The organism is Thermodesulfomicrobium thermophilum DSM 16697 (genome assembly GCF_059568695.1).
Map to the genome: position 1 here is coordinate 19,145 of NZ_JCANTW010000014.1, position 12,396 is coordinate 31,540.

At 63.3% G+C, this 12,396-nt stretch carries 9 protein-coding genes; all 9 read right to left on the minus strand.

From position 1 onward, the window contains the following. Positions 1-3 precede the first annotated feature (3 nt). Positions 4-177: a hypothetical protein gene (locus tag BR00_RS07380; protein ID WP_496476949.1), complete on the minus strand. Its 174-nt coding sequence runs from the start codon at positions 175-177 to the stop codon at positions 4-6. 814 nt (positions 178-991) lie between these two features. After that, positions 992-2,263 (minus strand): type III-B CRISPR module RAMP protein Cmr6, encoded by a 1,272-nt coding sequence (gene cmr6, locus BR00_RS07385; RefSeq protein ID WP_496476950.1) that lies wholly within the window; start codon positions 2,261-2,263, stop codon positions 992-994. A gap of 2 nt (positions 2,264-2,265) precedes the next feature. Beyond that, positions 2,266-2,646 carry a type III-B CRISPR module-associated protein Cmr5 gene (locus BR00_RS07390; RefSeq protein ID WP_496476951.1) on the minus strand — a complete coding sequence of 127 codons (381 nt, stop codon included), beginning with the start codon at positions 2,644-2,646 and terminating at the stop codon, positions 2,266-2,268. A 2-nt stretch (positions 2,647-2,648) separates the two neighbouring features. After that, complete coding sequence (cmr4, locus tag BR00_RS07395) at positions 2,649-3,494, minus strand: type III-B CRISPR module RAMP protein Cmr4 (protein WP_496476952.1); 846 nt, start codon at positions 3,492-3,494, stop codon at positions 2,649-2,651. 12 nt (positions 3,495-3,506) lie between these two features. Next, positions 3,507-4,646: a type III-B CRISPR module-associated Cmr3 family protein gene (locus BR00_RS07400; RefSeq protein WP_496476953.1), complete on the minus strand. Its 1,140-nt coding sequence runs from the start codon at positions 4,644-4,646 to the stop codon at positions 3,507-3,509. A gap of 15 nt (positions 4,647-4,661) precedes the next feature. Next, entirely contained in the window at positions 4,662-6,413 is a 1,752-nt protein-coding gene (gene cas10, locus BR00_RS07405) for a type III-B CRISPR-associated protein Cas10/Cmr2 (protein WP_496476954.1), read from the minus strand. Next, complete coding sequence (gene cmr1 / locus BR00_RS07410; RefSeq protein WP_496476955.1) at positions 6,410-7,861, minus strand: type III-B CRISPR module RAMP protein Cmr1; 1,452 nt, start codon at positions 7,859-7,861, stop codon at positions 6,410-6,412. The genes cas10 and cmr1 overlap by 4 nt, the downstream gene beginning before the upstream one ends. A 17-nt stretch (positions 7,862-7,878) precedes the next feature. Further along, complete coding sequence (gene cas3g, locus BR00_RS07415; RefSeq protein WP_496476956.1) at positions 7,879-10,545, minus strand: type I-G CRISPR-associated helicase/endonuclease Cas3g; 2,667 nt, start codon at positions 10,543-10,545, stop codon at positions 7,879-7,881. Positions 10,546-11,260: 715 nt separating this feature from the next. Then, a complete protein-coding gene (locus tag BR00_RS07420; protein ID WP_496476957.1) occupies positions 11,261-12,253 on the minus strand; it encodes a helix-turn-helix transcriptional regulator in 993 nt (330 codons plus the stop codon). Between the last annotated feature and the right edge of the window lie 143 nt (positions 12,254-12,396).

Genomic DNA, 12,396 nt, shown 5'->3' on the forward strand with positions numbered 1-12,396 from the left:
CTCTTACTCTTTGTTGGCAAACCACCGTCGCCACGCCCACGCAAGCACGATCTCCGTTTTCCCAAGTCCCGTCGGAATGGGAAGTACATCGGGCAGCCCATCGCGGGCGACTACCTCCTGCCATTTGTAGGGCTGGAAGCCGGTTACTTTTTGGAAAAAGTCATTGAAGTCCATCATCCATCATCCATATCCTTTGAGGGGCACACATCTCCGCCCGCAGCCAGGTCACGAAGCAGCGTGCGTCGAGTTTCCGATTTTGTGCTTGGACCTGGCGAGAGCGATTGGTGATCCATGAACCATCGCGGCGGCGGCGCCGCGATGGCTTCTTCATGCACGCCGCTGTGCGGTTCAGGCCAAGCAAGAGTCGAAGTTGGCTTTCTTTACCTAAAAATTCGTTTTTTCGTTCCATGTTTTCGCGCAACTCTCGATTCCGTTTTCTGAAATTTTCTGAAATCCAGCCAAAATGACCTGTGACAGTAAACACAAAACGAAAATTGGTTGTCAATGTTTTTGAAAAAAATTTTTACCTTAGCGCATGCTCCGCGCCTTTTGGGGCGCAGGTACAGGCAAGGACGGATGCCGCCCGGGATTCTGACAGGATTTTTTCAGAAACTGATTTTTTCCCGGTTCAAGAAGGGACAAGAAGGGGAATCCAAAGAGGGCGTACGGGGAGGGCGCGGCATCCGCCAAGGCGGTCCTTTATCGCGTCCTTCCGCGCGGCGGGCGCTCCACGCCCGTGCTGTTCGGCGCGCCCATGCGCAAACAGCTGCGCATTTCGGCAGGCGACATGGCCGGCTTCACAGTCGCGTCCAGATCTCGCCAAGGATTCGCCCAGCTTTCTTCCCGGCGCTCGCAGGGTGCCCTGCCGGCCGCCATGGCCGCGCGTCTTCGCCCTGACACCGTGCTCATAGGTGGCTGCGGCCTCGCGCAACATGCCGAGATCCTGCGCCGCCGCGCGTCTTCGCCTTGGCACCGTGCTCAGATGAGTTCCTCACGAGTTGTCTTCTGCGGAAAACAGTTTGTCCCACGCCTCGATGAGGGCGCGTGCGCGAGCCTTCTTCTGCTCGTCGGCTTTCTTGTTTTTCATGCGGTTCGACCATGCCTCGCGCAGTTCGAACTTCGCGCCGATCGCTCGTACCACGTCCAGGACATCCTTGGACGCGGCGCCGGGAGCAGACGAGAGCAGGTCACGCATGGGGCCCGTGACCGCTTCGCCCCGCAGCCACCTTTCGATGTCGAGGCACAGTGCGTCCTTGCCGTGCTTTTCTAACTCGGCAATTGCCTGCTCGGTCTTCGAGCGTCGCGGCTCAGGACTTTTCCATTCGCCCACCGTACCGATTCCGTAGCCGGCGGCAGTTTTTCCGCCCACGCCCCAGTTTTCCAGCGCATCCGCAAGGAGGCGAGCAGCAAGGTCCGTCCACTCGCCCGGTCCGCTGAGGACAAGCAGAAATCGGCACTTGGGCCGTACTGTCAGAAATGCGACCGGATTCGGGCTGTCATAATCATTGGGCGCGTTTCGGCCGGTGGAGTCGTAGTAGCTCTTCTGATGCACCGTGAGTACATCGACCGCGAAGGGCGTGTTGCCGGCGGCGCTGTCCGGCACGTAGAGCGCGTCGTGGAACGTGACGAGGCCTGCAGCCGCGCCGGCGTCGAAGCCGTGTTCGCGCATCGTTGCATCTTCACGGGCGTCGGGCGCGCCAAAGAGCGCGCGGTAGACTGCGCCGGGGCCGCGCTCGATGCGGCGCCGGTTCCATGTCACGCCCTGGTAGTCGGCGCGGGTGCGTTCCTCGTCTTTCTGCTCCCAGGGCTTTTTGCCGGGGTCGCTCGGCCCGTAGGTCGCGTCCACGTAGTGGGCGAGAAGCCCCTTCAGCGCCGAGCCCGGAATGATCGGCACGCCCCAGGTGTGATGCACCGTAAGACCGACATCTACGGCACTTGCATTGCCGTGTCCGATCAGCAGGCGGCTTGCGAGGGTCAGTTCGGCGAGTCGGTCGCCGGGATTGGTGAAGCTCGCCTTCCACCGCTCGTAACTGTGGGTGTAGTCAGCGGCAATGCGAATGTCGGCTACCTTCGACAGCCACCGGGAGCGTTTGTCGTCCGGGATTTTGCCGTCATCGCCGGTAAGCCCCCATACATCGTAGGCGAGCCCCACGTGATCCGGCGTTTTCTCCTTCGGTAGGACCTGGCGCATGGTCATTCCTCCTCGAAGGTAGCCTGTATATTTACGGGAGCGCATAATATCAAAAATACTGGTTGGGCTCATGGTCATTCCTCATCGAAGGTGGCCTGTACGGCGCGTTTGAGCCACTTGGCGACTTGCAGCATCTCGCGTGTGGCAATCATGTAGGCATCGGCGTCGAGTTCGCGAATACGCCCGGCGATGTCCTTATCTGTCGCGCCCTCAAGGCCGGGGACACCCGCAGACGCAAGATGCTTGAGGACAATGTCGCCCCGGCTGCCGAGGCGCTGCACCGCGGCGATGGCTGCGCACAGGCCGTTGCGCAGGATGTTGGCGCCGAGATCGTTGACGGCGATCTTGTAGTCGTTTTGTTGTTCTCGTGGAACCTCGGCGACTGCGGCGTAGGCATGCAGCGCGCGTTGTTGATCCCGAAACAGCGGTTTTTTCTGGGCATCAGTCGTGGTCATGGTTAGCTCCGTTCTTTGAATGGCACGATCCGGCAGCGGCCACGCCCGGTCGTCGCCTTGCCGCCAAACTGGAAAACCTCTTCGCCGCAGAGTGCGAAGTCGAGGACATCTTTGGGCGTCATTGGGACTTTTTGACGCCGGCTTTTGTCCGCAGCGAGAAGGCCCACGAGCAGAGTTTCGGGCGGGAGGCTCTCTTCCAGCCACAGCGCGCCGGGTGCGACGGTGCGCGTGTTCTCGTCGAGACGAACGCGGGCGTCCACCTGCGTCGCGGTCTCCCAGAGAAACGCCATGGTGTCGTCGTCCACCACGGCGAAGCGCTTGGTGAAGATGTCATCCCCGGGGGAAACGAGCGGCGCAAGGTATTTCGCCCACGCGGTCGCGGCTGCGTTTTCCTCTGCAGGCAGGTCGAGATCCTCGAGATAGAGCTTGCCGTTGTGGGGGCAGATACTGTCTTTTGCCAGGAGTGCCCCGCGGCCGCCGATAGAAGGAATGCCGAAGCCCGTGTCTTTGAGGTCACGTTTGGCGAGCGTCAGAAGAAGCGGCGATGTGACCCAGGCAAACGTGCCCCGGAAGCTGCGCACCGGCAGTGCAAGCAGGCGGGCATCGCCGACGACCAAGGCGCCCGCGTGTTCTTCGGGATCGTTCGACGGCCCGAAAACGGCCTCTGTCTTTTCAGTGTCAATCGTACGCCGCGCGTCACGCAGCACGCCCTTGATGGACGATCCGGGCAGGAAGGGAATTCCGGTCGCCTTCATGCGTGCCGTGGGCAGGTCGATGATGTCCGGCGTGTGGCCAGTGCCGGCGTGAAGAGGGGAAAGGGTGTGTACCAAAAAAGGTTTTGTCATCATGGGGGACTCTCCTTAAAGGTGCCAAACTCCAGGAACGACGCGGCCGAAGCCTTCGTCGGTACGTGTGCCGAGGGCGGCGAGCCAAAGAGCCTTTGCCTCGGATTCGCTCCACGGGCGATTGTCCGTGCGCTCGAAAAAGTAGACGGATCCGGGCGGAACCATGCGCGAGGTCGGTTTGGGCTCGCGCTTCGCCATGTCCCATCCCGACAGATGGACCGGACGAGGGACGAACGCCGCGCGCAGGATGACGTCGATCCCCGCGATGTGGCCGCGATACTCGCCGTTTGAGTTCGCGGAAAATTTATCGGGCAGCCAGCCCTGTTTGAAGCAAAGCGGGGAGACCGCCACGAGCCGAAGACCCGGGCCCGAAAACGCCCTGCACACCTCAATCGGAGGTTTGAACAGAGCCGCCGGTAAGGGGGCGACGTAAGCAAGACGCGAATCCGAGCCCAAGGTCGCGACATAGGACAAGTTGCTATAAGGCAGTTCGACTTCCACGCCAATCGCCCACTCGCCGTCAGGTTCAAGGGTCTCGACCACATCGTGCGAGAAGAGGACACCATCGTCAGAGGTGAGTTCCTCGGGGCGGATGCCGACGTGGACCTGGATGCGTCTTTTCGGCGCGAGCGCGGGTTGGCGCACCTGCACGTCTTTGCCGCAAAGCCACGAGATAAGGTCCTCATGGCCCCACCAGCGCGGGCTAGCGAGCGGCTTCTGCGTCTCCTCGAGCACCGGCCGCCAAAGGGCTTCGCGGGCTTCATCGTCGTTGCGCCCGAGCGTCGGCGCAATTGGCTTTACGGGATTGAGCCGGTGGACCGTGCTTTTCCCTTCGAGCCAGAGCGCATCCAGAGGCACGGGCCAGATGGCATATTTGGTGCTCCAAGGGGAACCATGCCGACGGCGGAGCACAAGCGTTCTCCCAAGCCGAACGGCCTGCGTGCGCGTTTGCCAGTCTTGCGGGGTGAAGACAGTGCCCGTCCGGGTTTCCTCCCCGCGTCCCCAAAGTGTGCGCAGCGCCCCGAGCACCGTCGAGGGCCAGGGCCAGTCGAGCCCGTGACCGCGCCCGGAGGCGCTGGTGTGCCAGCCGCGGCCGTCCTTGGCAAAGAAGCCGTCTCGAGGCACCAGAACCAAGTGTGTAGTGATTGTCGCCATGCTGCGGCCTCCTGGTTACACGGCTGCGCGCGCGAAAACGCGGGCGATGAGCAGCCGCGCAACCCACTCGTTGACGTGCTTATAAAGATTTTCGTAGTCCGTCGTTAGATCGAGAGTGAGCCCGACATCCTTGGACTGCAGGCCGCCGCCCTCGATGCGCGAGAGCGAGCGCTGCACCTCGAGCACGAGCACCCGTGCCCAGCCATTGCCGCTCGCGTCGTCTGGCTTGGGCAGGCGCGTGAGGATGCTGGCGATCTCGTACACCTTGCGTGAAGGGATGCGGTCTTGCAGCAGTTTCGCTGCCTCGGTGAGGGCACGGACGGGATCGGTGTCCCATGGCGCCCGCCACGCGCGCGTTCCGCCGGAGCGTTTGTCGACGAGCACCGCGAGCGCGTTGCGGTCGCGCTTCGCCTCGCGTTCGGCCTGCCGTCCGAGCCCAAGCAGGTCACCCATGCTTTCCATGACGTGGCCGATGCCAAGGCCCACAGACAGGGTCGGGCGCTGGTCGGCAGGGAGTGTGCCGCACGCGGTCGCCATAGTGTTCTCGAATTCCGTGCGCAGATCATCGGCGCAGGCGAGCGCCTCGGGCAGCGGCACGAAGGCGAGCACATCGTCGCCGCCTGCATAAACGAGCGCGCCGCGATGCCGCTGTTCGACGATCGCGCGCGCTTGGGCGGCGAAACCCGCCAGTTTCCCCGAGAACGTTCGGTGTGCGTCTGCAGAGCCGAGGCTGTCGATCGCGCGCCCCATGCGGTCGCCGTCGGCGACCAGGCAGGCGACGTAGGGATACGGTTCGCCAAGCTTTTGGAAAAGCGGCTTGACGTGCTGGCGGCCCCAGGCGTCCGGATCACCGCTCAGTCCCTGCTCCTCGAAGATGGATCGCCACCGGCCTGGGAGCAGGACGCTGGCGTCGAAGGGGAAAGGCTTCACGCACGGGAGGTCGTCGCGATTGACGCGCGAGACGCCGGCGTTTTGGCACGCCGACCTCAAGGCGTCGAGCTCGGCCTGCGCCGCCTGGTCTGCATGCGCAAGCCACGAGGCCAGCGCGACGTTGACCACGGGCACGAACTGCTCAGGATCTCCACCGGCGCGCTTGACCAGACCTACGGCGTCGAGTTGCTCGCCGTCGGCGATGCGGTAGCGCCGAACCAGGTTGGCGTCGCGGTTCTTTGGCGGAGCGAGCACCGACTCCCGCGCGCCGTCGAGGCTCGACTTCGGCACGTTGCCGCGCCCCTTTGTCCAAGGATCAAAGTCGCGCAGCAATTTGCGGCCCGCGATGGCCTGCTCGAGTTGCCGGCGTGTCGCGGCGTAGTTGCCGAGCGGCAGCCAACTCGCGGTGAACTCGAGAAAACTGTCAATCTGCTCGTCCCACACCGCATCGATGTTCGGCGCCAGGAGCCCCGCGCACTTTGTCTTCACGGGAGCGGCGACCTGGTTGCGCCAGTAGTCCGCCACGGCGTCGCGCGCGGCCTTCGCGAGTCGCTGCGGGTCGGTGCCTGCGGAAACCTCGGCCAGGAGCTTGTTCGCGATGTTTTGCGGTGGGTTGCCGTTTGGGCGCAGGGGTGCCGGACACGGAGCAAGCTCCGGATCAGGGGGCGTGAGGGCGGGGAAGATGGGCTCTGCACCACCAGCGACGAGCGCCCGCGCCGCAGCTCGACCCAACTCCGACAGCAGGTGGCTGCCGTACCAGAGATCGCGCGTGCGCCGCGCCTGCGCAATGAAATCCTGGACGGGACCAAGCGTGATGAGGAGGAGATGCGTACTCATGGGGCCACCACCGTCGTCTGGTATTGGGTGCGGAGCCAGTTGAAAAACGCCTGGCGGAGACTGGTTTTGCCGGCAAGCGCCGAAAAGCAGGGCGTGTCGCCCGTGGCAACGAGCCGATCAAATGGAGCCACGCTACTTGGATCTATTTCTTTCTGCCCTTTTCGCTCGCGCACAAGGCCAACTTGGGCGTCTTTCGGATAGCCGCGATTCAACCAGAGTGCACATGGCACGAACGATCCGTCGGCAAGCGGCAGCGCCTTTACGATAAGCGGGCTTGCGAGGCGATCGTGTTCTTTGGTGCCCGCACGCCAGCGCAGTTCGAAGGGACCGAGTTCGTCGTAGCCTCCCTTCCGCGGATTCCGAGGATCGAAGCGCTGTCCCGTACGATCCTGCGTCTGAAACTGTCCAATGATCGGCAGACCGAAGCCCGCGCGCGGCCATGCGGGGGTTGCGTTGTGGCGCGGCCTATGTGCGCTGGTTTTGCCCTTGATGTGTCGGATCTTGTCCGCTTCCGGCCAGTTGGAGATCGAAGGCCGGTTTGGCTGCGCCTTGCCGGCTCCGGGTTCGCGGGCGCGATCTCCTGGCGGCCCCTGCGTGCCCTGGCGGAACTCCTTCAGCCAGTCGAGCGCCGTCTCCCACACAATCTCAGCCCCTGGTTCCTCTTGGCCGATATGGAATCCTGCACCACAAAGCTTTGGTACATCTCCAAGATTTGGTACATCTCCAAGCGGATTTGGGATGTACGCAAAAATGTCATGTCCAAACAATTGCGTGAACGCTTCGCGGGTCGCAGCTGCCGGCAGCCAGCCAGACCCATCGCCAATCACCGTCAAGCTCCCGAGGCCGCGTCTCGTGCGGCTGCCGTAGCCGCCAAAAAGAATCCATGCGCGCAGGGCGTTTTTTACCTCGGTTACGTCGGATTCGGTGCCTGCAACTTGCAGGGTGAGCACGAACTGCGTGCCGGGATGGCGGCGCGGAGCCGGCGGGGTATCTTTCCTGTCGCCCCGTGCCGGCCAGAGCGCGTAGGCGCCGGGCGTCGCCTTCTGGCCTTGGCTGGGATACAGCCGGATCTCACTGCTGTCCGGGCTCCCAGCGCACATCACGCGGATGCGGACCTCCACCGCCGAGCGCCCGCCATCATTGGCCGCTGCGCGACCCCGCAACTCGCTCTCGCGCCGGTACAGGTCTTCAGAACTCGCGTACCGGCACGCATACAGAGCCCGCCACCAGAAGCGCAGATGCCCGCGGACGGAGGGCACTCGAATCACGTCGACGTCGTCGATGGTGCGAGTCTGGCAACTGCCCCCGAGAATCGGTGTGACAACCTCCAAATTTACCTGGATTTTGGTCAATTCAGGAGCGCCGCGCGCAGGCCGGTTCCTTGCCTTCGGGAGATCGTGGTATCGGGGTGCCGCTGGCAGTGGATGCGTTGAAGATGGTTTGCTCATCGGTACCCATCCTTATGTTAGAGTGGCGTGTTGCACATGATGTTTGCTACTGCCCCATGGTTCTCGTGCTGGATCGATAGCTCGCTCCTTGGAGAAATTCGAGCACTCGGGCACCTGCTCGCTCGCCAGTCCGCGATGCGCACCAGCACTTCGAGATACGCGAGGGCGAAGGGACCAAGCTGCCTCGGCTCACCCTCGGGCACCGCGCCGGCTTCGCTCGTCTCTTCCGGTCGCCACGGGCCGAGCAGATCGGCGACGAGGCCGGTCCAGCCAGGCCCGGTCATCACGAACTCGTTGCCCTCCCAGCGTCCCTCGGCGCCGTCCTTGGCGATCGAGAAGTCGAGGGGCCACTCGGTGTCACTGATGACGAGCGCGCGTGGCTCGCTCGGTACGCCGAAGACGTCATCGCCTTCGTCCGTCGTTGAGCGCATCACCGTGCGCACCTTTCCGTGGTGCGCGGCCGCTAGGTAGACTGCGAGCGCCGGATACGGCTTTGACTGGCTGTGGTGGTACTTGCGCCACATCGCCAGGGCGGAGGCGGCTTCGTGGCGAAGCCCGGGACGGAAGGGCCGCGAGCCGCGAGGCGTCTTGGCGAGCACCTCGGCAGCAGAGAATGGCCCGCGATTGGTGAGCGCGGCCTGCCACTGCGGATGCGCCTTGCCGAGATCGTGCAGACCCGCTGCTTCGACGACGGCACGCTGCAGGTCACCCGTGAGCGAGAGCGCGTCGCACAGGTTCTTGGCCTCCCGGCTCGCGTCCGCGAGGTGGTCTTCGAGCTTTGACCAGTAGCCGGCCTCGGTCCTCGTGTCGTCTCGGAGGGTTTCGCCGCGTCCGGCGCGCGGCACTTCGGTGAGCACGCTCGACTTGTCCCCCGTCCACCCTTCGGTCGCGTCGTAGCCGCCGACGTCGCGCTTCAGCATGACGAGCATGCCGGGACGGATGTCGCGGTAGTTCACGCGCTCCCATTGATCCGCCTCGTCGTCCCACAGCCAGGCCTTGGCCTTGCTGCTTTCGAGCATCTCTTGAACGCGAACGAAGGAAACTGGGCAGCCTTCGTTCGCCGGATCGAGCAAGGGGCCGTCGAGATCCTCGCCGCGCGGCGGGGCATCGCCGTCCCAGTCACGCCAGAACACCGTCACATCGAGGTCGGGATCGGTGCCGCGTACGAAGGCACTGATGTCGGTGAAGCCGCCGTGGACGTCACGTTCGGTAGAGAAGAGCCCGTGGACATCGAGTGCGCGCGGCAGCGGACTCGGCCTTGGTTGGAGTGCCTCGGTCACTTCCTTCTGCTTATTCGTGCTCAGCCGAGCGATGGCGTCCGAGAACGCCTCTCTTTGAGAGAGTGGGGCGAAAGCATCGACGAGCTTCTTAGCGCGATCGATATCTGTGGCTTCGTACGGCCCGATGCGCTCGATCTTCTTGTTTCCGCCTTCCTTCGGCGTCTCCCAGACCCAAGCCTGAGCATCCTGATCGTCTCCCTTTCGGTTCAATCGACCCAGGCGCTGCAGCATGGATGGCCACGGCGCGAGTTCGGTGAACAGACGATGCGCCGAGATATCTATGCCTGCTTCGATGACCTGCGTACTCACGCAGATGAGACCGGGATCGTCCTTCGAAAGCGTGCCCGCCTTGCGCCGGGCGTCGAAGTCGATGAGGCGCTGCTCGTGCCGTGCGCGGTCTTCGCGACGAAACCGCGACGTGAGGAGCACTTTGTGCTCGATCGACGACAAGGCACGGAACACGGAGCGCGCCATCTCGACCGTGTTGCAGATGACGAGCGTGAGCGTGCCGGGCATGTGCTTCGCCCGCACAGAGGCGGCGATGGTGTCCGGCGTGACGGACGTCGCTGCAGCCGACTTTGCTGCGCCTCGCTTTTTGCCTCTACGGGTCGCCGGCTCCGCTGCTGCCTCTGGCTGCCACCACGCCAGTGGGCGTTTCGCCGCGCGCCACCAACCGAGTTGTTGGTCGCCTTTGATGGCGGCGTCGAGCTTGCGCTCGAATTCAACCTGCTCGTTCGACGGGTCGGCAATGGCGTCACGCTTACGATCCGTCGTGCCGAGGAACGACGTGCCCACCGTGGCGCTCATCCACGTTGTCAGACACGGCTTGAGCGATGGAAACCGCTTGCGCCGCATCCAGTCGAGCTGCGCCGTCGTCCACAGGCCCGGCCCCATGAGCTGCACCTCATCGATGAGCCACCTGCAATCGTTGTTCAGCAGCCCGAAGTGAACCGGCCACTCGAAGCGGCTCATCGCGTACCCGCGGTTGAGCGCGCGCGACAGGAGCTGGTCCTGCGTGCCGACGAGCACCCAAGGCTTGTCAGGATGGCCTATCCACTCGTCATCGATGGCGCCGCCCATGAGCTGATACACCTCGACGTCGATCTCGGGCCACTTCGCCCTGAGGTTGTCGAAGTAGGCTTTCAACCGCTGTGTCGTCTGCGTGACGAGGCTGCGCATCGGTAGGCAGTAAACGAGATGCAGCGGCTCCGGCTGTTTGTTGGCAAGCAGGCGCCACGCCCACGCGAGCGCGACCTCCGTTTTGCCGAGTCCTGTTGGGATTGGAAGCACATCGGGGAGCCCTTCGATGGCAACCAAGGTCTGCCACTCATAGGGAATGCAACCACCGGTGGCCGTCTTGAAGAAATGGGTGAAAGAGTTTTTCCGTAAGTCGTTAGTCACCACGTCTCTCTCCTCAACAAGGTCGGTAGACACAGGGGCACTGTGCCAGTCACGGGCATGGGCACGAGCCAATCTTCCCCATCTCCCCACTCCGCACGAAGCAGTGTGCGCAGGGCTTGTGGGTGGGGGTGTGGACTTGTCCCATTGGGCCGAGGGTGTCTGCGCACAGCGTCCCCGTTGTTTTCGGGCGTGAGACTTGGCTCGTGGCTATACCCAAATCGCCGCACACGTCCAGTTGATGGAAGCTGTCGGCCCTTGGTGTGGGCGCGAGGCACGGTCGGTGCGCTGATTTGCGAGATCCATGGGACCACCTTGCCTTCGGTGCTGCCCGCGGGGTTGCGAGGAAAGAGGGCCGCAAGCCTGTGCTGCGGGGCGGCCTGGGATAGGCGGACGCTTGCGCCGCCCGAGCGGAGCAGTGGTCGCTCTATGGGGGGAGTCACGGGGGGTGCTTTGCGGGAAAGCATTGGCCGCGGTCGAGGGGGCGGAGGTTGGGGGTGGCGGGTCCGTCTCATTGGGATGTCCTTATGTGGAGCTACCGCTTTGCCTTGGCTTGGGAGACTGTCTGCTTCGATTGGGGTTTTCGGGTTGGCCTGCCATCTACCACCCCACAGGCTCAAAATCTGAGTCTCTGGGCTCTTGAGTTCATTTTTTTGATTTTTTTGCATGACTTCGTCCTTCAGGAGATTGTGTCCTCCCTATCACAAGCGGACCCTGGTAGTTACGTTTTTTTTGAAGATTTTTTTGGCCGCGCCTCAAGCATGGCTGCTGCCGTGCGGACGCGGGAGGCAAACTCCTCTGCCAGCTCTGGCGGGCCGAGGACCTGGGCATGGGGGATGTGGCGCAGGACTTCGAGGATGAGTTCCCGGGGGTCCGCGTACGGGACCTTGAGGTGGTAGACGCCGTCCTGCCATGTTCCGTGCTGCTGGGGGTGCCAGATTTCTGTGGCCACGAGGTGGGCGGCATAGCCAGAGAAGACGAGCTCGGCCGTGGCAGTGGGCTCGCCGTGGAAGATGCCGAAAGATTGGGAAAGCAACTGGTCGATGCGGGCGGTGTCTGGCGGGGCTGCGCCTTCCGCGAGGATCGTGGCCTGCGGGATGCGGTCCAGGGCGAAGCGGCGGGTATCCTTGGCATTGGGGCACCAGGCGAGGACGTACCAGACGTCACGGTAGTGCACGAGCCTCCAGGGGTGGATGATCCGCGCCGAGGCCTGGGCATCGCCAAGGTGGCGGTGGTGGATGCATACTTGGCGATGGCGCAGGATGCCTTCCAGGATGGCGGCGAAGACTTTGAGATCCACGGGGCGGCTTCGAAACTGCTGGAGCACCACTGCGTGGCTCAGGGCATGTGCCGTGTGCCCCGAATGCTGGAGCAGGCGGCGGATGCGCTGCGCCGTGGCCTTGATGTCGTGCGTGAAGAGGCCGGGCTGCACCGAAGACAAGAACTCGAGACTGGCGATGAGGGCCTGGAGCTCGGAAGGGTTGAACCAGAGGCCGGGGAGTTCGAATGCCGGCGCGGCGGGGTCGTAGCGGTATCCCCCAGCCGCGCGGTCATAGATGATGGGCGCCCCGGCGATATCGCGTAATTCTTCGATGATGCGGCGTGCTGTGGCCCGGGAGCACTCAAGGTGCGTTTCGATGTCGCGGCGGGCGATGGGAGTCTTTCTGCCTTGGAGCAGACGGTGCAGGCCGAGGATACGTTGGAAACGGTCCATGGAAAGTCCGTGATGCCAAAGGTGTTTGCTGTAAGGCCGCCTAGCGGAATATAAATTTTGCTCATAGGGCATAGTGGAGATTGGTGCCGAGAGGGGTTTTTCGGAGCATTGCCCTCGGTTTTGCTGTTGTCCTGGGTCCTTTT

Bases quoted from the DNA above. Each gene is read 5' to 3' on its own strand.
- BR00_RS07380 (WP_496476949.1), bottom strand. From the start codon at position 177: ATGATGGACTTCAATGACTTTTTCCAAAAAGTAACCGGCTTCCAGCCC.
- cmr6 (WP_496476950.1), bottom strand. From the start codon at position 2,263: ATGAGCCCAACCAGTATTTTTGATATTATGCGCTCCCGTAAATATACA.
- BR00_RS07390 (WP_496476951.1), bottom strand. From the start codon at position 2,646: ATGACCACGACTGATGCCCAGAAAAAACCGCTGTTTCGGGATCAACAA.
- cmr4 (WP_496476952.1), bottom strand. From the start codon at position 3,494: ATGATGACAAAACCTTTTTTGGTACACACCCTTTCCCCTCTTCACGCC.
- BR00_RS07400 (WP_496476953.1), bottom strand. From the start codon at position 4,646: ATGGCGACAATCACTACACACTTGGTTCTGGTGCCTCGAGACGGCTTC.
- cas10 (WP_496476954.1), bottom strand. From the start codon at position 6,413: ATGAGTACGCATCTCCTCCTCATCACGCTTGGTCCCGTCCAGGATTTC.
- cmr1 (WP_496476955.1), bottom strand. From the start codon at position 7,861: ATGAGCAAACCATCTTCAACGCATCCACTGCCAGCGGCACCCCGATAC.
- BR00_RS07420 (WP_496476957.1), bottom strand. From the start codon at position 12,253: ATGGACCGTTTCCAACGTATCCTCGGCCTGCACCGTCTGCTCCAAGGC.